The sequence below is a fragment of the Altererythrobacter sp. genome, assembly GCF_050299635.1.
Lineage (GTDB): Bacteria > Pseudomonadota > Alphaproteobacteria > Sphingomonadales > Sphingomonadaceae > Erythrobacter.
The window spans coordinates 1-17,466 of the sequence record NZ_JBNKWF010000018.1 but is presented as its reverse complement, the minus strand read 5'-3'; the positions used below and the strand labels follow the sequence as shown (position 1 = coordinate 17,466).

The 17,466-nt window shown below is 62.1% G+C and carries 19 protein-coding genes; 11 read left to right on the top strand and 8 right to left on the bottom strand.

Annotated elements, in window-relative coordinates; all coding sequences use genetic code 11:
- The first annotated feature begins 52 nt into the window (after nucleotides 1–52).
- The 3 genes from ACQY6C_RS10480 to ACQY6C_RS10470 all read left to right on the top strand — a co-directional run bounded on the left by ACQY6C_RS10480 (nucleotide 53) and on the right by ACQY6C_RS10470 (nucleotide 3,556).
- On the top strand, nucleotides 53–964 hold the full coding sequence (locus ACQY6C_RS10480) for a sulfite exporter TauE/SafE family protein (protein WP_427968491.1): 912 nt from the start codon (nucleotides 53–55) through the stop codon (nucleotides 962–964).
- Complete coding sequence (locus ACQY6C_RS10475; protein WP_427968489.1) at nucleotides 961–1,716, top strand: TIGR02186 family protein; 756 nt, start codon at nucleotides 961–963, stop codon at nucleotides 1,714–1,716. The genes ACQY6C_RS10480 and ACQY6C_RS10475 overlap by 4 nt, the downstream gene beginning before the upstream one ends.
- A 109-nt stretch (nucleotides 1,717–1,825) precedes the next feature.
- Nucleotides 1,826–3,556, top strand: a complete 1,731-nt coding sequence (locus tag ACQY6C_RS10470; RefSeq protein WP_427968487.1) for an ATP-binding protein — start codon at nucleotides 1,826–1,828, stop codon at nucleotides 3,554–3,556.
- Here the strand turns inward: ACQY6C_RS10470 and ACQY6C_RS10465 are convergent.
- A complete protein-coding gene (locus ACQY6C_RS10465; RefSeq protein ID WP_427968485.1) occupies nucleotides 3,553–4,287 on the bottom strand; it encodes a 7-carboxy-7-deazaguanine synthase QueE in 735 nt (244 codons plus the stop codon). The genes ACQY6C_RS10470 and ACQY6C_RS10465 overlap by 4 nt on opposite strands.
- 155 nt (nucleotides 4,288–4,442) lie before the next feature.
- Entirely contained in the window at nucleotides 4,443–7,298 is a 2,856-nt protein-coding gene (locus tag ACQY6C_RS10460; protein WP_427968483.1) for a valine--tRNA ligase, read from the bottom strand.
- Nucleotides 7,299–7,402: 104 nt separating this feature from the next.
- Between ACQY6C_RS10460 and ACQY6C_RS10455 the strand changes: the two genes are divergently transcribed.
- From ACQY6C_RS10455 to ACQY6C_RS10440, 4 genes are read left to right on the top strand one after another with little or no spacing between them, the layout of a single operon-like run.
- The gene (locus ACQY6C_RS10455) at nucleotides 7,403–8,515 is read left to right on the top strand and encodes an MlaE family lipid ABC transporter permease subunit (RefSeq protein WP_427968481.1); all 1,113 of its coding nucleotides are present in this window, start codon (nucleotides 7,403–7,405) and stop codon (nucleotides 8,513–8,515) included.
- Nucleotides 8,512–9,366 carry an ABC transporter ATP-binding protein gene (locus tag ACQY6C_RS10450; protein ID WP_427968479.1) on the top strand — a complete coding sequence of 285 codons (855 nt, stop codon included), beginning with the start codon at nucleotides 8,512–8,514 and terminating at the stop codon, nucleotides 9,364–9,366. Before ACQY6C_RS10455 ends, ACQY6C_RS10450 begins: the two co-directional genes overlap by 4 nt.
- A 27-nt stretch (nucleotides 9,367–9,393) precedes the next feature.
- Nucleotides 9,394–10,341: an MlaD family protein gene (locus ACQY6C_RS10445; protein WP_427968477.1), complete on the top strand. Its 948-nt coding sequence runs from the start codon at nucleotides 9,394–9,396 to the stop codon at nucleotides 10,339–10,341.
- Complete coding sequence (locus ACQY6C_RS10440) at nucleotides 10,338–10,949, top strand: ABC-type transport auxiliary lipoprotein family protein (protein WP_427968476.1); 612 nt, start codon at nucleotides 10,338–10,340, stop codon at nucleotides 10,947–10,949. Before ACQY6C_RS10445 ends, ACQY6C_RS10440 begins: the two co-directional genes overlap by 4 nt.
- Before the next feature lie 39 nt (nucleotides 10,950–10,988).
- Here ACQY6C_RS10440 and ACQY6C_RS10435 read toward each other — a convergent pair whose 3' ends face one another.
- Genes ACQY6C_RS10435 through crcB form a run of 6 tightly spaced genes read right to left on the bottom strand, consistent with a single transcriptional unit; the run spans nucleotide 10,989 to nucleotide 14,709 of the window.
- Nucleotides 10,989–11,684, bottom strand: a complete 696-nt coding sequence (locus tag ACQY6C_RS10435; RefSeq protein ID WP_427968474.1) for an ATP12 family chaperone protein — start codon at nucleotides 11,682–11,684, stop codon at nucleotides 10,989–10,991.
- Nucleotides 11,681–11,908: a hypothetical protein gene (locus ACQY6C_RS10430; RefSeq protein ID WP_427968472.1), complete on the bottom strand. Its 228-nt coding sequence runs from the start codon at nucleotides 11,906–11,908 to the stop codon at nucleotides 11,681–11,683. Before ACQY6C_RS10430 ends, ACQY6C_RS10435 begins: the two co-directional genes overlap by 4 nt.
- A complete protein-coding gene (locus ACQY6C_RS10425; protein ID WP_427968470.1) occupies nucleotides 11,905–12,552 on the bottom strand; it encodes an HAD-IA family hydrolase in 648 nt (215 codons plus the stop codon). Before ACQY6C_RS10425 ends, ACQY6C_RS10430 begins: the two co-directional genes overlap by 4 nt.
- Nucleotides 12,549–13,148, bottom strand: a complete 600-nt coding sequence (locus ACQY6C_RS10420) for an FMN-binding negative transcriptional regulator (protein WP_427968469.1) — start codon at nucleotides 13,146–13,148, stop codon at nucleotides 12,549–12,551. Before ACQY6C_RS10420 ends, ACQY6C_RS10425 begins: the two co-directional genes overlap by 4 nt.
- The gene (locus ACQY6C_RS10415) at nucleotides 13,148–14,302 is read right to left on the bottom strand and encodes an RluA family pseudouridine synthase (RefSeq protein ID WP_427968467.1); all 1,155 of its coding nucleotides are present in this window, start codon (nucleotides 14,300–14,302) and stop codon (nucleotides 13,148–13,150) included. Before ACQY6C_RS10415 ends, ACQY6C_RS10420 begins: the two co-directional genes overlap by 1 nt.
- The gene (crcB, locus tag ACQY6C_RS10410; RefSeq protein ID WP_427968465.1) at nucleotides 14,299–14,709 is read right to left on the bottom strand and encodes a fluoride efflux transporter CrcB; all 411 of its coding nucleotides are present in this window, start codon (nucleotides 14,707–14,709) and stop codon (nucleotides 14,299–14,301) included. The genes ACQY6C_RS10415 and crcB overlap by 4 nt, the downstream gene beginning before the upstream one ends.
- 199 nt (nucleotides 14,710–14,908) lie before the next feature.
- On the opposite strand from crcB, the gene rpsU reads away from it, so the two are divergent.
- The 4 genes from rpsU to ACQY6C_RS10390 form a co-directional block, all read left to right on the top strand.
- Nucleotides 14,909–15,115: a 30S ribosomal protein S21 gene (gene rpsU / locus ACQY6C_RS10405; protein WP_066772550.1), complete on the top strand. Its 207-nt coding sequence runs from the start codon at nucleotides 14,909–14,911 to the stop codon at nucleotides 15,113–15,115.
- Between the two features lie 126 nt (nucleotides 15,116–15,241).
- A complete protein-coding gene (locus ACQY6C_RS10400) occupies nucleotides 15,242–15,802 on the top strand; it encodes an FKBP-type peptidyl-prolyl cis-trans isomerase (protein ID WP_427968463.1) in 561 nt (186 codons plus the stop codon).
- An 84-nt stretch (nucleotides 15,803–15,886) separates the two neighbouring features.
- Entirely contained in the window at nucleotides 15,887–16,189 is a 303-nt protein-coding gene (gene gatC, locus ACQY6C_RS10395; protein ID WP_427968461.1) for an Asp-tRNA(Asn)/Glu-tRNA(Gln) amidotransferase subunit GatC, read from the top strand.
- Nucleotides 16,189–17,466 (top strand): amidase family protein (locus ACQY6C_RS10390; protein WP_427968459.1); only part of this gene is annotated, 1,278 nt, incomplete at its 3' end. The genes gatC and ACQY6C_RS10390, both read left to right, overlap by 1 nt.

Here is a 17,466-nt window from a genome sequence, read left to right as displayed (position 1 = left end):
ATCAACTCATCGTTGTCTTTAAACCGCTTGTCGGGTGGAGTAGGCGAAGAGAATGGACGTCTACCTGCCCATCGCGAATTTGTCGGTCAACGGCCTCTGGATCGTTGCCCTGGGCATGCTCACAGGCGTGTTGTCGGGTCTGTTCGGCGTGGGCGGTGGCTTTCTCACCACACCGTTGCTGATGTTCTATGGCATTCCCCCGACGGTCGCTGCCGCATCGGCTTCGACTCAGGTGACCGGGGCCAGCGTATCGGGAATGCTGGCGCATAGTCGCAGGGGCGGCGTCGATTTCCGTATGGGGTCGGTCATGGTGGCCGGCGGCATCTTCGGGGCGATGATCGGGGCCCTGTTGTTCCGCATACTTCAGTCGCTGGGCCAGATCGATGTGGTCATCAGCATCCTCTATGTGCTGATGCTGGGGACGATCGGTTCGCTGATGATGCGCGAAGCGCTGGAAAAGCTTCGCCCGCGCGAAGGGCAGGTGCAGAACGTGCGCAAGCGCCGCCACCATCCCATAATCGCAGCGCTTCCCATGCGCTGGCGGTTCTATCGTTCGGGACTCTACATCTCGCCCTTGGGGCCACTCTTGCTGGGCGTCATCGTCGGTATACTCACCATGCTGATGGGTGTGGGCGGCGGCTTCATCCTGGTTCCGGCGATGCTCTACATCCTCGGGATGAGCGGCAATGTGGTGGTCGGGACTTCGCTGTTCCAGATTCTGTTCGTCACCATGTCAGCGACCATGATGCATTCGCTGACGACCAAGGCTGTCGATATCGTGCTGGCCGGGCTCCTGTTGCTGGGTTCCGTCCTGGGCGCTCAGTTCGGGACGCAGATCGCGCTCAAGGCCCGTCCTGAGGTCCTCCGGCTGGTGCTGGCGGCGATCGTGCTGGCAGTGGCATTGCGAATGCTGTTCGGCCTCGGCGTGAGGCCGGACGAGATCTATACGGTCGCGCCGCTATGAAGCGGTTCGGTTTTCTCATCTTCGTCGCCTTGATGCTGATGGGGCAGCGCGATGCGATCCTGGTGCCCGAAGTTTCGCAAAGCGAGGTCGAAGTGCGTCAGGGATTCACCGGGACTGAGCTGCTGTTGTACGGTGCAATCCTTGATCCCGCCGGGCGCAGGGGTGGGGCGCAATATGATATCGTTGTAGTGCTCAAGGGGCCGACCGAACCGATACGGATGCGCGAAAAGGAACGCATTCTGGGCATCTGGATGAATGCGGAGAGCAGCGATTTCCGTTCAGCGCCGTCGTTCTTCGCCGTGGCTTCCTCGCGACCGGTCAAGGAAATCGTCGATGAGCGGACCGCCGCGATCTACGAACTTGGCACGGAATTCATCCAGCTTTCGCCATCGGGCCAGATCGAACCGGAGGAACAGGCGCGCTTTGCCGCCGGACTGGTCGATCAACGCAGGCGCCTGGGACTCTATAAAGAAGACATGGACGGAGTCCGGATCAGCGAACAGGTGCTCTATCAGGCGCGCATTTCGCTCCCTTCCAACGTGGTTACCGGAAAATACACTGCGGAAACCTTCGCCATCACCAATGGGCGAGTGATCGCATCGGCCATTGCCGATGTTGAAGTGAAAAAGGTGGGATTCGAACGTTTTGTCGAGCTCGCTTCGCAATCCTGGTCCTTGGTTTACGGCCTGTTTGCCGTACTCCTGTCGGTCGGGATGGGTTGGGCTGCAGGGCGCTTCTTCGCCAATAGCTGAATTCTTTCCCAAGGCAGGGCAAAGCAAGCCCCATTGCCTTCGTTGACGTGATCTTAACCGCCTTTCGGCTATCGCCCGCACCGTCAATTTAACGGGGTTTAGGGCCAGAATGACCGACATGGGCAATCAGGATTTCGATCGCTTCAAACATGCGCAACCTGCAGGTGAGGCATCGCCGCAAGCTGCCCCGCAGCCTGCCGCGGCGGCCGCAGCCAAGCCGGCCAGCGAGGTTCCGGCTGACAACGCGCAGCAACCGATCGGCGTCGTGCTCGAAGTCGCCGGTTCGGGCTCGCAGGTCGCATTCGACCTTCAGCGTCTCAACGAATGTATGGAGGACGCCGATCCCTCGATCGCTCTGGCCGGTCAGGTTGGTAGCCAGGTCAAGATTCGGGTCGGCAACACTTGGTTGCTCGCCAGCGTTCGCAATCAGCGCAAGGATCGCCGCGCGAATGGCGGCATTCTGGCCGATATCGATTTCCTCGGCGAAGGCGTCGAGGAGAAACTCACCGGCAGACTGCACGGTTTCCGTCGTGGTGTGACGCGCTATCCGGTTCCCGGCGCGCTGATCTATCCGGCGACCACGCCCGACCTCAAGCAAGTCTATGCCAGCGACGGCCGCGCGAATATCGAGATCGGCACGGTCTATCCGACCAAAGATATCCGGGCAGGTCTTTATGTCGATGCCATGCTGGGCAAGCACTTTGCACTGCTCGGTTCAACAGGTACCGGTAAGTCGACCAGCGCCGCACTGATCCTGCACCGCATTTGCCAGTCCGCGCCGGAAGGCCATGTGGTCATGATCGACCCGCACGGTGAATACTCCGCTGCGTTCCGCCAGACGGGCATGATTCTCGACGTTTCGAACCTGCAGATGCCCTACTGGCTGATGAATTTCGAAGAGCATTGCGAAGTGCTGCTGACCAGCGACGGCAACGAGCGCCAGGTTGACGCAGACATTCTCGCCAAATGTCTGCTGAGGTCGCGCCAGAAGAACCGCCTGGCAGAGCATATGGGCAAGATCACGGTCGATTCGCCGATCCCCTACCTCCTGTCTGATCTGTCGAACGCGATCCAGGACGAGATGGGCAAGCTCGACAAGGCCACCTCGTCAGCGCCCTATATGCGGATCAAGAACAAGCTCGAAGAGATCAAGGGCGATCCGCGCTATCAGTTCATGTTCTCGGGAATGCTGGTGGGCGACACCATGGCCGAGTTCATCGGCCGCGTGTTCCGTATGCCGGGCCAAGGCAAGCCAATCTCCATCATCGACGTGTCGGGCGTGCCGTCAGACATTACATCGACCGTGGTGGCGGTGCTCAGTCGGCTGGTGTTCGACTTCGCGATCTGGGGCCGTGAAGAAAAAACTCGCCCGATCCTGCTCGTCTGCGAAGAGGCGCACCGCTACGTGCCCAACAGCGCCAATGAAGACGGATCTTCAGTTGGACGCATCCTCAGCCGCATCGCCAAGGAAGGCCGTAAATACGGCATCTCGCTGGGTCTCATCACGCAGCGCCCATCCGACCTTGCCGAAGGCGTGTTGTCGCAATGCGGCACGATCATCTCGATGCGCCTCAACAACGACCGCGACCAGGCATTCGTGAAGGCTGCCATGCCCGAAGGTGCGCGCGGTTTCCTCGATTCGATCCCGGCATTGCGCAACCGCGAATGCATCATCTGCGGCGAAGGTGTCGCGATCCCGATCCGCGTGGCTTTCGACAATCTCGAAGAAAACAAACGCCCGGCATCGGAAGATCCGAGCTTCGTCGAACTGTGGAGCCACGGCGGCGGCGAGGAAGATACGGTCGAGCGCGTCGTGCGCCGCTGGAGAAGCCAGGGCTAGGTCCCGCGCGTATCCCCGTAAAGGTGGATATGCAGTCGGTCGCTCATACGAAAACCGTGTTCGAGGCATAGCGGCGCGAGCCATTCCTCGCGTTCGCGCAAGGTTGCGCTGTCGGTGCCTTCGGGCATCAGGTAGACATGGCCGGGGCGGAAACGATAGCGGCGGTGCAGCGCCAGCACCTCCTCGACATCGGACGGTTCTGCGATCACGAATTTGAAGAAGGCGCGCGGATCGGTGGCGTAACCGTCTAGCCGCTCGGGGATCAGCGCCAGTTCTGCTTCATTGCCCGAATGTGCCAGCTTGGGGCTGACATTGTACTGGTCGACCCGGATATCGAGCCGAACGGGTGCCGCAACCGTGCCGTTTGTTTCGATCTCGACTTCGTGATCGGGCAGCAGTTCGAGAAGTTCCGCGAGCGCACCCGCCTGCAGCAAGGGCTCGCCGCCGGTAATGACGAGCCGTTTCTGCCCTAGCGCAAGGATCCGCCCGGCCACTTCGGCGACTTCCAGCGTCACCTGATTGACCTTGCGCTCGAAAGTCTCGCCGCTGCGGTGCGGCCGGTTATCGCCTTCAAAATGCCAGGTGTAGGCGGTGTCGCACCATGTGCAGGCGAGATTGCAACGGCTCAGCCGCAGGAAGGCCACCGGAATGCCCGCGCTCGGCCCTTCGCCTTGCAGAGAGGCGAAAACCTCCGGTTCGCCCGGAGATTGCGTTGCAAGGACTAACGGCATGGTCTGTGTCAGCAATTCCTACAGGATGGAACACATGGAACACGGTTATAGCGACAAAATCCCTTCCCCTGAAAATGAACGGGAAGATGATGAATACAAAGGGTAATTTGTCACATCTTGCGCGTGTAGGAAAATCCTCCCCCGATAGGGAAGGATCATCCCAACCGCGTCAGTGCCGCCTTGATCCGCTCGACTTCGGCGCTGTGATGCGCGTGATCGGCGCGTGCCTTTTCGACCGCTTCGGGCTTGGCGCGCTCGACGAAACTGGCATTGCCGAGCCGCCCTTCGAGCGATCTGGCTTCCTTCTCTGACGCAGCCAGCGCCTTTTCGAGGCGCGCCTTTTCGGCATCGATGTCAATCACGCCTTCAAGCGGAATTACGAACACGTCCGCACCCGCCGTTATCTGCATGGCCGGGCCTGACGGCGCTTCACCGAGCGTCACAGGCGTGAGGCGCGCAAGCCGCTCGATCGCTGCGCTGCTGCGCTCGACCACGCGCTGCGCCAAATCGGACGGGGCAGGGCACCAGGCGGCCAGCTTGGCGCCCGGCGGAATGCCGAGTTCGTTCTTTGCGCTGCGGGTGACGGTGGTCAGTTCGATCACCCAGTCGATCGCATCGGTCGCCTCTTTCGAAACATGCGCGCGCGGGTTGGGCCATTTGGCCTGGATCAGCTCATACGCACGCTCGCCTTGAGAGTGCCATAGCTCTTCGGTGATGAAAGGCATGAAGGGGTGCAGCATGACCAGGATCTGGTCGAGCGCCCATCCGGCGACTTCACGGGTTTCGACAGCGGCGGGGCTGTCTGCCTCGCCTGCGAAGACTGGCTTGATCAGCTCGAGATACCAGTCGCAGAAACGGCTCCAGGTGAAGTGGTAGATCGTGTTGGCGGCGGCATCGAAGCGCAGCTCGGCCATCGCCTTGTCGAGCGCTTCCTGCGTCTGCTGGACTTCGCCGATGATCCACTGGTTGGCGGCGAGTTTTGCCTCAGGTGCCTTGATCGTGGAGGAAGCACCAATGCCGTTGGACTGGCAGAAACGCGTGGCATTCCAGAGCTTTGTCGCGAAATTGCGATAGCCCTCGACCCGCTTCTCATCCATCTTGATGTCGCGACCCTGGCTTTCCATCGCCGCCATGAAGAAGCGCAGTGCGTCCGCGCCATATTGCTCGATCAGGCCAAGCGGATCGACCACATTGCCCTTGGACTTGGACATCTTGGCACCGTCCGCCGCGCGCACCAGCCCGTGCAGGTAGAGGCGCGGCCAGGGCGCTTCGCCGGTGTTGTAATAGCCCGCCATCATCATGCGGGCATCCCAGAAGAACAATATGTCGAAGCCGCTGATCAGCAGATCGTTGGGATAGTGCTTGGACAGGAGGTTTGGATTTTCACCCCACGCCCCTAATTCCGTTCGTGCTGAGCTTGTCGAAGCACCGTTCTTTTCTTCCTGCGCCGCATCCGAAGTGGAGTGCGGCCCTTCGACAGGCTCAGGGCGAACGGGTTGGTAAGTATCTGCGGGCCAACCGAGCGTGGCGAAAGGCCAGAGCGCGGAGGAAAACCAGGTGTCGAGGACATCGGAGTCGCGGGTCAGGCTGACGCCTCCACCGGCCTGGGCCTGCGCCTCTTCCTCGGTCATGGCGACGAAGACGTCGCCTTCTTCGTTATACCACGCCGGAATCCGATGCCCCCACCAAAGCTGGCGTGAAACACACCAGGGCTGGATGTTCTCCATCCAGTTGAAGAAGGTCTTTTCCCAAGACTTCGGGACGATTTCGATCGCGCCGCTCTTGACCGCTTCGATCGGCTTCTTCGCCAGCTCCTCGGCATTCACATACCACTGGTCGGTTAGCCAGGGCTCGATCACCACGCCGCCGCGGTCGCCGAAGGGCGTCGCGATCTGGCGCGGTTCCGCATCGTGCTCGATCTCTTCGCCAGCTTTGTTCGTGGTGACATGCGGGATCAGGAAGCCCTGTTCCTTCAAGCGCCGCACGACCAGTTCGCGCGCGCCGTCAACGCCGTCTCGCCTGAAGCGGTGCAGGCCGATATACTCTTCGGGAACCAACCCGTCCGCCGTCTGGCAGACATTGGCATCGCCATCGAGCATGTTGAGCATCTCGCCAGGCGTGATCCCGGCGCGCTTGCCCACTTCGAAGTCGTTGAAATCATGGCCCGGCGTGATTTTCACCGCGCCCGAACCAAGCTCTGGATCGGCATGTTCGTCAGCCACCACCGGCACGCGCCGCCCTGTGATCGGCAGCACGACATGCTTGCCGACGACGCTCTTGTAGCGCTCGTCATCGGGGTGAACCGCCACCGCCATATCGGCCAGCATGGTCTCGGGCCGCGTGGTTGCGACTTCGATGTAGTCCTGTCCGCTATCGAGCGTCACATCATCGGCAAGCGGGTATTTGAAGTGCCAGAAGCCACCGGGAATGGTCTGCTGCTCGACCTCCAGGTCCGAAATCGCGGTGCGCAGCTTGGGGTCCCAGTTCACCAGCCGCTTGTCGCGATAGATCAATCCGTCATTGTAGAGATCGACGAAGACCTTGAGCACCGCCTTGGTGAAGTGCTCGTCCATGGTGAACTGTTCGCGGCTCCAGTCCATCGAACAGCCCAGACGGCGCAGCTGGCGGGTGATGGTGCCGCCCGATTCTTCCTTCCAATCCCACACCTTCTGCACGAATTCCTCGCGGGTGTAGTTGGTGCGCTTGTCCTGCCGCTCCTCTAGCTGCCGTTCGACAACCATCTGCGTGGCGATGCCCGCATGGTCGGTGCCGACCACCCACAGTGCGTCCTTGCCGCGCAGCCGCTCGTAACGGATCACGATGTCTTGCAGCGTGTTGTCGAGCGCATGGCCGATATGGAGCGAACCCGTGACGTTGGGCGGCGGATTCACGATGGTGAAGGGCTCCGCATCGGGGCGGTCAGGCCTGAAGCAGCCGTTCTCTTCCCAATGCGCGTACCAGCGCGCCTCGATCTGGGCGGGGTCGAAAGTTGTGTCGAGTTGTTTATTCATCTTGGGGCGGCCTTTGCCAGTGCTGCGCCTGCGAAGCAACGGGCAAGACGAGCCGTGAAGCAACACCTTGTGATGAGCGGCATTTCCCCGCATAGCTTGAAGCCATGGAAGGCGGGGCCGAATTCTCACTCGAATCCGAAGCGGAGGGAAGCGCGCGTCTGCGCCTGTCCGGGCCCTATCTCATTTCCACGATTGGCGAGATTGACCAGAATCTCGATGCGATCGGGGATTCGATTTCTGCAATCGACCTTTCGCAGGTCAGCGAAATCGACACGGTTGGCGCCTGGGTGATTTGCCGCCTGTCGAGGCAACACTCGGCGCAGGTTGTGGGTGCGAGCGAGCGTGCGCAAAGGTTGATAGATGCGGTTGGCGCTTCAAGCAGCGAAGCCGAAATCAGGCCGCCGCGATTGCCCTTGTGGGAGCGTGCATCCGAACGCATGGGGCTGTGGGTGCAGGATGGGGCACAAAGCCTTGTCGGTGTGGTCGGATTTCTCGGCCAGATCCTGATTGCCAGCTTCAGCCTGCTACGGCACCCGCGGCGGTTCCGCGGCCGGGCGCTGGTGCGGCAGGCGGAGCTGGTGGGTGTCGACGCCTTGCCGATCATCGGCTTGATGAGCTTCCTGATCGGCATCGTCATCGCGCAACAGGGTGCCGTTCAGCTTGCCCAGTTCGGTGCGGAATCGCTGACAGTGAACCTCGTCGGAAGGATTACCCTGCGCGAGCTGGGCGTGCTGATGACAGCGATCATGGTTGCGGGCCGCTCAGGCTCTGCCTTTGCAGCGCAGATCGGGACGATGAAGCTGACCGAAGAGGTTGATGCCATGCGCACGATCGGCATTTCGCCGGTGGAAGCGCTGGTGATTCCGCGCGTTCTCGCCTGCACTTTCATGATGATCCTGCTGGGTTTCTATTCCTCGGTCGTCGCGATCATCGGTGGCGCGGTGGTGGGGGACCTGCTGTTGGGCATCCCGTTCTGGAACTTCCTCGAACGGATCAAGGATGTGGTGCCGACCTATGATTTGTGGGTTGGGTTGATCAAGGCGCCGGTCTTCGGCCTGATCGTCGGGCTGGCGGGTTGCTATCACGGGATGAAGGTACGCGGGAACTCCGAAGAGGTTGGCCTCAGGACGACCATGGCGGTGGTCTCCGCGATCTTCGCAGTGATCGTGCTCGACGCATTTTTCGCGGTGTTCTTCACGGAGATCGGTTGGGGATGAGCGAAGAGATCGACATCGAATCGCGCCATCTCGCCCGTTTTCGCGGCGAGCATCCTATCGTGGTCGAAGGGCTCAAGACGCAGTTCGGCGAACATGTGGTGCATGAAGATCTTTCGCTATCGGTGAACCGGGGCGAGATCCTGGGCGTGGTTGGCGGATCGGGCACCGGCAAATCGGTGCTGATGCGGGCGATCATCGGATTGCAGCAGGCCGCCGCAGGCGAAATCGAGGTTTTCGGTCGTTCGATCACGGGTTCCGAACCGGACAAGGATATCGGCGTGCGTAGCCGCTGGGGCGTGCTGTTCCAGGGCGGGGCGCTGTTTTCGACGCTGACTGTGGGCGAGAATGTCGAAGTGCCGCTGACGCAGTTCTATCCCGATATCGAGCCTGAGCTGAGGCACGAGATTGCCCGCTACAAGGTCATGCTCTCCGGCCTGCCGGAGGATGCGACGAGCAAATATCCGGCGGAGCTGTCAGGGGGCATGAAGAAGCGTGCAGGCCTGGCGCGCGCGCTGGCGCTCGATCCGGAGCTGCTGTTCCTCGACGAGCCGACCGCCGGGCTGGACCCGATCGGTGCAGCCAAATTCGACCGATTGACCAAGAATCTTCAGGAAACTCTTGGCCTTACGGTTTTTCTGATTACGCATGACCTCGATACGCTTTACGAGATTTGCGACCGTGTGGCGGTGATCGCGGACAAGAAGGTCATTGCAGTGGGAACAATCCCCGAATTGCTCGAAACCGACCATCCCTGGATCCACGAATATTTCAACGGGCCGCGTGGGCGCGCGGCACAGGCCAGCCAGCAACGCAGCAAAGCGTTGGACAATCCCGCGCCGGGCGGGGCATAGAGGCAAGCGAGGCGACGAGACAAGGCAATGGAAACACGGGCCAATCATATCTGGGTGGGTGCTGTCACGCTGGCTCTGCTGGCGCTCATGGCAGGCTTCATCGTGTGGCTGGCGCGTCTGGGCCAGGGGCAGCAGAACGAATACGACATCCTGTTCCAGCAATCGGTCTCCGGCCTTGCCAATGGATCGCAAGTATCCTTTGCGGGTGTGCCGGTGGGCCAGGTCAGCAAGATCGAATTGTGGCGCCAGGACCCGGAATATGTGCGGGTCACGGTCAAGGTTAAGGACGATGTCCCGGTGCTGGTAGGCACCACTGCGACGATCCAGGCTAGCTTTACCGGCGTGTCCACCATCATGCTCGACGGTGCGCGCAAGGATGCTCCCGCCATTACGTGCGAAACGACCGCATGCCCCGATGGACGGCCGTTGATCCCCCCGGCGCGCGGCGGCTTCAACGAGATTCTTGCCAACGCACCGCTGCTGCTTGAACGGCTGGCGACGCTGACAGAAAATCTCAACCAGGTGCTGTCCGAGGACAATCAGGAACAGATTGCCGGAATTCTGAGCAATACCAACAGGCTGACGGAAAATCTCGCCAAGGCTTCGCCGCAGATCGAAGGCACGCTCGCGGAACTGCAGATCACGCTGAAGGAGGCGGGAGAAGCGTTGGACTCGTTCGAGAAGGTCATGGGCTCGACCGACCAGCTCATGAACAAGGAAGGGCAATCGCTTGCCGTGGAACTGCGCGAGACGCTGAAATCGGCCAATCTGGCGGCCAAATCGCTTTCTTCCACGCTGGAAGATACGCGCCCCGCCGCGCGCGAACTCAGCGACAATACGCTGCCGGCTGCGCAGGCTACGCTGCGTGACTTGCGCGCCACCAGCAAGGCCTTGCGCAATGTCACTGAGAAACTCGAGAACCAGGGCGTCGGGCCGCTGATCCAGGGCCAGTCGCTGCCGGATTACAAGCCATGAGAGGGCTCGCGATGAACGCCAGAATTGCCAGAGGGCTGGCCGCACTGTTTCCTGCGCTGGCGCTTGCCGGATGTCTGAGCCTGGGGGCCGAACCGCCTGCAAGCCTGCTCAATCTGACGGCCGAGGCGCGCGCGCCGGTCGGTTCGGAAACGAGCGGCACACGCGAAAATGCACTGGCAGTTGAGGAACCGCAGGTCCCGGCGGAGATCGACGTTCTGCGTGTGCCTGTGCGGGTCAGCGATACCGAACTGGCCTATCTCAAGGACGCGGTGTGGGTCGACAAGCCCGCGCGCCTGTTCCGTCGCATGTTGGCAGAGACCCTGCGCATGCGCACCAGTCGCCTCGTGATCGACAGCGACGATCCAAGCCTGTTTGCCGAATCGCATCTGCGCGGGACGCTGCGTGAGTTCGGCTATGACGCCTCGCGCTCGGCCGTGATCGTGCGTTTCGACGCGATCCGCCAGGGCGCTTCTGGCGCAGTCGAAACGCAGCGATTCGAAGTGGTCGAAGAAGGCGTGCTGGCCAAACCAGCACCCGTTGGTGCCGCGCTCAATCGCGCTTCGAACGAAGTCGCGCGGCAAGTGGCGGACTGGATCGGCGGAGCCTGAACGCGGCGGGGCGGGCGCGTTCGAGATCGCTTGCCCGTCTCAACTTCGCACGAGCCGCAACCATTCGAGCGCATGGCGGAACTCGTCGCCGCGTCTGGCGCGACGTTCCTCCGCCAGATGATCACGCCCCCACAAATCGGCCTGCCATTCCTCTTCCAGGCTTGCGGCGCGCCACAGGGCAATTGGGTCGGCGCCATCCTCCAGCGCTTCAAGCGCAATGCAGAGCGACGCCGAAAGCGAGGCGAGCGTGAACAGGCCTGCAAGCGTAAAGGGATCGAAGGCTTCCAGCCGCGCCTTCAGCCGCGCGAGTGACGCTTCGGGTTGCGGCTTGTGCATGATTCCGCTGATCCGGTGGAGCGTGATCTTTTCGCGCGCCTCCACGGCTTGCACCAGTGGCTCCCAAATCTCCTGCTGGCGAACGAACAGCGCGTCCTCGGGATCGGCGCGATAACACAGCGTATCGGTCTCTGCGAAGCCGAGCAGCTTGGCGATGGTTTCGCCGGGATCGGGCGCAACGATGTCGATCGCGTAGTCGGTCGGATCGCGGAAGCGGAAGCTCGCCGGATCGATTTCCTCGCCCTGCCGAGACCATTCCTCGGCCAATTCGTCAGCCAGCGCGCGCGTGGGCGCGATTTGCGGCGCGTGCTTCACGGTCTTGACGCCGCGCCCGTCCAATTGGACCTGCCAGCCGCCGTCGGACTCCACGATTTCGACGTTCTTGTAGAAGCGCTTCACTCCGCGTCGCTCCTCCAGCGCCGAGCAATACGATTGGGCAGGAAGAAGAACCCCAACAGGCCAAGCACGGCCAGAACAATGCCGAGCGGCACGGGCAAGTCGATCGCCTGTTGCGAAATCGCGATACCCGTAAGTACCGCGGCGAGCGATGCGAAGCGGACGAGGTTGAGCATCATGTAGCGCCCTCTTGCCAGCGCTTCGGCGTCGTCACTCGGCCCGCTCACAACAGTTCCTCCAGATGGGCGGGGTGCTCAGCGACGGCATCGGCCCCGGCTTCGTGCAATTCCTCGGGCGTGTGATAGCCCCAGGCAACACCGAGCGCGCGCACGGCGGCATCGCGCGCCATCAGGATATCGAAGCTTGTGTCGCCGATCATCACCGCCTGGCCGGGCTGAACTCCGGCTTCGAACAAAGCGGCCTCCAGCATGGCGGGATGCGGCTTCGATGGGTGCCTATCGGCTGTCTGAAGCGAGACGAACATGTCGCTGATGCCGTGTTCTTCGAGGCAGGCATTGAGCCCGCGGTCGGACTTGCCGGTCGCGACTGCCAGCAGCCAGCCGGCCGTGCGCAGATTCTCGAGCAGGTCGCGAATCCCGTCATAGAGTGGCTGGTAGAGCAGTCCCTCGCTCCGCCGCGCGAAATAGAGCTGCTTGTAGCATGCGACGACCTCAGCGGCCTGTTCATCCCCGATTCCGGGCGTGAGCCGCTTGATTGCAACAGGAAGGCTCAACCCCACGGTCCGGCGTACTTCATTGCGGTTCGGGTTGGGTAATCCGGCCTGGATGAAGGCCTGTTCCATCGTGTCGCAGACATCTGCCTGGCCATCCACCAGCGTGCCGTCGCAGTCGAAGATGGCGAGGCGGGTCATCTTGAAGCGCTCCACATCATTGCAGCCAGTTTGCCCGCGCCCCGCGCTTCCAGCCCTTCGATCACGCGCGCGCGCTCCGCCTCATTCTTGTTCTGCGACAGCTTGAAGGTCGGTCGCCACTCGCGCACGTCCATTTCGAAACCGATGATCGCGCCGAGCATCTTCTCGAACTTCACCGGGTTCATCTTGTCGCGGGTCCAGGGCTTGCCTTCAATCCGCGCTTCTTCCCGCGCCGAGAGCGCATCAAGCAGCGCGACAAGTCCTTCCCGGTCCATTCGTTGCACCGTGCCTTCCAGCTCCAGCGCGACATAGTTCCAGGTCGGGACCTGTCCCTGATCGGCGTACCAGCGCGGGGAGACATAACCCTCCGGCCCATTCAGAACCGCCAGTGCTTCGCTACCATCGAGATGCATTGCCAGCGCATTGCCTCCCGAAAGATGGAACCGGACCATGCCGTCCTCGCCCAGGAGCAGCGGCGTATGCGCGACGCGCGGCCCGCCCGGCGTCTGGCAGAAGATCATCCCGAAGCCGATCTGGTTGACCAGCGCCTGGTGAAGCGCAGGGTCATCGTGACGGAAAACAGGGTTGGGATGCATCAGCGCTTCCTGCTCCCCGGCTTGGCAGTCGGTTTCGATTTCTTCGTGGGAGTGCTGCGCGTTCTGCGCTCGCCCCGGCGGGCCTTGCGGTACTGCTTGGCATGGGCGCGGGCGGCCTGCTTCTTCTCCGCCTTGCTGCGTTCGGGCGCATCGTCCCCGCGCAAGGGCGAGGCATCGCTCAGGCCTTCGTCGAAGCCGATCGATTCCATGCTCGCAGCGAAATGTTCGGGCAGTTCGGCGGTGACGTCGAGCTTGCCGCCGTCTGGTTGAGCAATAATCAGTCGCCGTGCGTGGAGATGCATCTTGCGGCTGATCTGGCCGGTGAGGAAGGCATCCTTCCCGCCATATTTGCCGTCACCCACAATTGGATGACCGATTGCCGCCAAATGTACGCGCAACTGGTGCGTGCGCCCGGTTAGCGGCTCCAGCTCGACCCATGCGGCGCGATTGCCTGCCTTGTCGACGACGCGATAACGCGTGACGGCGCGCTGTCCGCCTTCCTCGTCGATATGCATCTTCTCGCCGCCCGTACCCGGCTGCTTGGCCAGCGGAGCGTCGATCGTGCCTTCGGCGACTTCCGGCACGCCCACCACCAGCGCCCAGTAGATCTTGCGCGCGCTGCGGCCTGAAAAACGCTTTGAATAGCTTGCCGCGCTGCCCGGCGTGCGCGCCACCAGCAGCACGCCCGACGTGTCCTTGTCGAGCCGGTGGACCAGGCGCGGGCGTGGCCCGGCGCCCTCTCCCTCGCCTTCGACAAAGGCATCGAGCAGGCCGTCGACATGGTGGTGTGTCTTGCTGCCGCCCTGCGTCGCGAGTCCGGGCGGCTTGTTGAGCACTATGGCGGATTTGGTCTGCTTGATGACCATCGCCCGCGCTTCCGCAATCTCGGCTTCGCTCAGTTCACGGCGAGGCTTGGGCTTGCGGCCGGTCTGCTCCCCGCCGGGCGGAACTCGCACGATCTGCCCGGCAGCGAGCCGGTCGTCAGGTTTCACGCGCTTGCCATCGACGCGGATCTGCCCTGTGCGCGCCCATTTCGACACCATTCCGAAGCCGATCTGGGGCAGATTGCGCTTGAACCAGCGATCCAGCCGGATTCCGTCATCGTCTGGCTGGACGGTAAATTGCCGGACCTTGTCGTCTGGGCCGGGTTTCATCCTGAAATCCGCATCAGGATCAGACCGAGATAAAGCCCGACCAGCCCCGCGATCACCGAAACTGCGCCATAGGTCACGGCCGTGCCGGTCTGGCCGCGTTCGAGCAGGAGCATCATCTCGAGGCTGAAGGAAGAGAATGTGGTGAATCCGCCCAGCATCCCGACGCCGAGCAGCAGCCTGATCTGCCCGCTCGCTTCGCTGCCGTGGCGCGCAAGCCAGCCCGCCAGCACGCCCATCGCGAAACTGCCGATGACATTTGCTGCCAGTGTCGCCCAGGGAAATGCGGTGACCACGTTCGGGCCAAGCCAATGGGTCATGGCGCGGCCCAGCTGGTAACGGAGCACTGCGCCAACCGCGCCCCCGAGGGCGACATTGAGCGAAGCATTGAAGGGAGAGAGCGCAGACATGCGCGCGCCTTAGCTCGACAGTGACAAAGTGGAAAGCGCCAAAGCCGTGCTTTTCCTTGCCATTGGCGGGCGATTTGACTATGTGCGCCCCAGTTCGAGCCGATCCGGAACGGATTCGGCGCAATTTTCGTTGATTAGATACGGGCGCAACCCGCGCTGTTCGCGGGCTCTACGTCTTTGTAGTGAGGTGTTGGATTTTATGCAGATCATCGTTCGCGATAACAATGTCGACCAGGCTCTCCGCGCGCTCAAGAAGAAGCTGCAGCGCGAGGGGGTGTATCGCGAAATGAAGCTGCGCCGCCACTACGAAAAGCCGAGCGAGAAGCGCGCCCGTGAAAAGGCCGCAGCCGTGCGCCGCGCACGCAAGCTCGAGCGTAAGCGGATGGAGCGCGACGGCGTTAAGTAAGCCGTCTGTCAGGCGGTAATTCCGCTTGAACGCACACTCACGATAAGCCATCAGGGCGCGGCATGATTCCGCGCCCTTTTGCTTTTCGGGCGCCGGTTGCCTCACATACTCTATTCGGGATCACATATGGCCGAAGTTACCCGCGTACCGCTCCAGCCCATTGCCAAGGGTTCGCTCACCAAGCTCTGGCTGGGAATAATCATTGCCTTGCTGATCGGAGCGGGCATTGCCTGGGCCGCAATCCCCAAGGGCGTCGAACTGGATACGATCACGGCCGGGACCGGTCCCAATCCAGGGCCCGAGGATGTGGTGTTCGTGAAATATACCGGAAAGCTGGCCGACGGGACCGAGTTCGACAAGTCGCAGGACATCCCGCTGCCCGTTCCCGGCATTTTCCCCGAAGGTAATCCGCTGCCGCTCGACCAGATGGTACCGGGCTTCCGCGAAGGCGCGCTGAAGATGCAGAAGGGTGGCAAGTACACGCTGCATATTCCCTCCGAGAAGGGCTATGGCGCGAACCCGCCTCCCGGCGCTCCCATCCCGCCCAACGCCGATCTTGAGTTCGAGGTTGAGCTGGTGGACTTCATGAGCCGCGAGGATTTCCAGCGCCGCGTCGGCCTGCTGCAACAGATGATGCAACAGGAAGGCAATGCCGCGGGCGCTCCGCCGCCGGCACCGGGCCAATAGGCACCGCACCACTCGCTTGAAGCCAGCGGGCCGCACTGCTAGCGCGCTGGCCTGTTACAAACTCTCAGACGAAGGGCACTTCCTATGTCCGTCGATAAGGCCACCGTGGCGAAGATCGCCTCGCTGGCACGTATTAAAATGAGCGACGAGGAGCTTGAGCGCATGGCGCCCGAGCTTTCGAACATTCTCGACTGGGTCGAGCAGCTGGGCGAGGTCGATACCTCCGAAGTCGAGCCGATGACCGCAGTCATCCCGAACACCCTGCGCCTTCGCGACGATGTGGTCGATGCCGACCCAAAGACCGGCGGCGGGCGGCGTGACGATGTGCTGGCCAATGCGCCAGCAGCCGAACATGGATTTTTCGGCGTGCCGAAGGTGATCGAATAATGAGCGACCTGACACAGCTTGGCGTCAAGGATATCCGCGACGGGGTCGCCGGCGGTCAATTCACTGCGCGCGAAGTGGCCGAAGCCTTCAATGCTGCCGTGGCCGAGGCTGCGGCGCTCAACGCCTTCATCGTCACCACGCCCGATCATGCACTTGCTGCCGCCGATGCGGCCGATGCCAAGCGCGCCGCGGGCGAATCGCTGGGGAAGATGGGCGGCGTGCCGATCGGGATGAAGGACCTGTTCGCGACGCGCGGCGTCCAGACCACTGCCGCAAGCCACATCCTCGAAGGCTTCAACCCGCAGTATGAGTCCACCGTTTCGCAGAACCTGTGGGATGCGGGTGCGGGCATGTTGGGCAAGCTCAATCTCGACCAGTTCGCGATGGGTTCTTCCAACGAAACCAGCTATTTCGGCAACGTCAACTCGCCCTGGCGCAAACAGGGCAGCAATGCCGCGATGAGCCCGGGCGGCTCGTCGGGTGGCAGTTCGGCGGCGGTTTCCGCGCGGATCGCGCCCGCGGCGACCGGCACCGACACTGGCGGTTCGATCCGCCAGCCTGCGGCTTTCGCCGGCATTACCGGCATCAAGCCGACCTATGGCCGTTGCAGCCGCTGGGGCATCGTCGCCTTCGCCAGCTCGCTCGACCAGGCTGGGCCGATGGCGCGCAGCGTTGAAGACTGCGCGATCATGCTGGAGGCGATGGCCGGTTTCGACCCCAAGGATTCGACCAGCCTGCAAATGGACGTGCCCGCATGGGAAGCGGGGCTTTCCGCCGATCTCAAGGGCAAAAGAATAGGCATTCCGCGCGAATACCGCATGGATGGAACTGACGAGCAGATCCTCAAGTGCTGGGAACAGGGCAAGGAATGGCTGCGCGATGCGGGGGCAGAGATCGTCGATGTCAGCCTGCCGCACACCAAATATGCGCTGCCTGCCTATTACATCATCGCGCCCGCCGAAGCCTCGAGCAATCTCGCCCGCTATGATGGCGTGCGTTACGGCCTGCGCGAATTGCCCGATGGCGCCGGTCTTCAGGACATGTATGCCGCAACCCGTGCCGCCGGTTTCGGCGACGAGGTGAAGCGCCGTATCCTGATCGGAACCTATGTGCTCTCGGCCGGCTTCTACGATGCCTATTACAACCAGGCACAGAAGATCCGCACGCTGGTGGCGCGCGATTTCGAGCTGGCCTGGAGTGAGTGCGACGCGATCCTGGCGCCGACGACGCCGACGGCCAGCTTCCCGCTGGGTTCGCTCAACGAAGACCCGCTGACG

Excerpts from the sequence above, each read along its gene's own strand:
- ACQY6C_RS10445 (WP_427968477.1), top strand. The coding sequence starts at position 9,394 with ATGGAAACACGGGCCAATCATATCTGGGTGGGTGCTGTCACGCTGGCT.
- ACQY6C_RS10465 (WP_427968485.1), bottom strand. The coding sequence starts at position 4,287 with ATGCCGTTAGTCCTTGCAACGCAATCTCCGGGCGAACCGGAGGTTTTC.
- gatC (WP_427968461.1), top strand. The coding sequence starts at position 15,887 with ATGTCCGTCGATAAGGCCACCGTGGCGAAGATCGCCTCGCTGGCACGT.
- ACQY6C_RS10470 (WP_427968487.1), top strand. The coding sequence starts at position 1,826 with ATGACCGACATGGGCAATCAGGATTTCGATCGCTTCAAACATGCGCAA.
- ACQY6C_RS10480 (WP_427968491.1), top strand. The coding sequence starts at position 53 with ATGGACGTCTACCTGCCCATCGCGAATTTGTCGGTCAACGGCCTCTGG.
- ACQY6C_RS10455 (WP_427968481.1), top strand. The coding sequence starts at position 7,403 with ATGGAAGGCGGGGCCGAATTCTCACTCGAATCCGAAGCGGAGGGAAGC.
- rpsU (WP_066772550.1), top strand. The coding sequence starts at position 14,909 with ATGCAGATCATCGTTCGCGATAACAATGTCGACCAGGCTCTCCGCGCG.
- ACQY6C_RS10420 (WP_427968469.1), bottom strand. The coding sequence starts at position 13,148 with ATGCATCCCAACCCTGTTTTCCGTCACGATGACCCTGCGCTTCACCAG.
- ACQY6C_RS10450 (WP_427968479.1), top strand. The coding sequence starts at position 8,512 with ATGAGCGAAGAGATCGACATCGAATCGCGCCATCTCGCCCGTTTTCGC.
- ACQY6C_RS10460 (WP_427968483.1), bottom strand. The coding sequence starts at position 7,298 with ATGAATAAACAACTCGACACAACTTTCGACCCCGCCCAGATCGAGGCG.
- ACQY6C_RS10475 (WP_427968489.1), top strand. The coding sequence starts at position 961 with ATGAAGCGGTTCGGTTTTCTCATCTTCGTCGCCTTGATGCTGATGGGG.
- ACQY6C_RS10415 (WP_427968467.1), bottom strand. The coding sequence starts at position 14,302 with ATGAAACCCGGCCCAGACGACAAGGTCCGGCAATTTACCGTCCAGCCA.
- crcB (WP_427968465.1), bottom strand. The coding sequence starts at position 14,709 with ATGTCTGCGCTCTCTCCCTTCAATGCTTCGCTCAATGTCGCCCTCGGG.
- ACQY6C_RS10400 (WP_427968463.1), top strand. The coding sequence starts at position 15,242 with ATGGCCGAAGTTACCCGCGTACCGCTCCAGCCCATTGCCAAGGGTTCG.
- ACQY6C_RS10425 (WP_427968470.1), bottom strand. The coding sequence starts at position 12,552 with ATGACCCGCCTCGCCATCTTCGACTGCGACGGCACGCTGGTGGATGGC.
- ACQY6C_RS10440 (WP_427968476.1), top strand. The coding sequence starts at position 10,338 with ATGAGAGGGCTCGCGATGAACGCCAGAATTGCCAGAGGGCTGGCCGCA.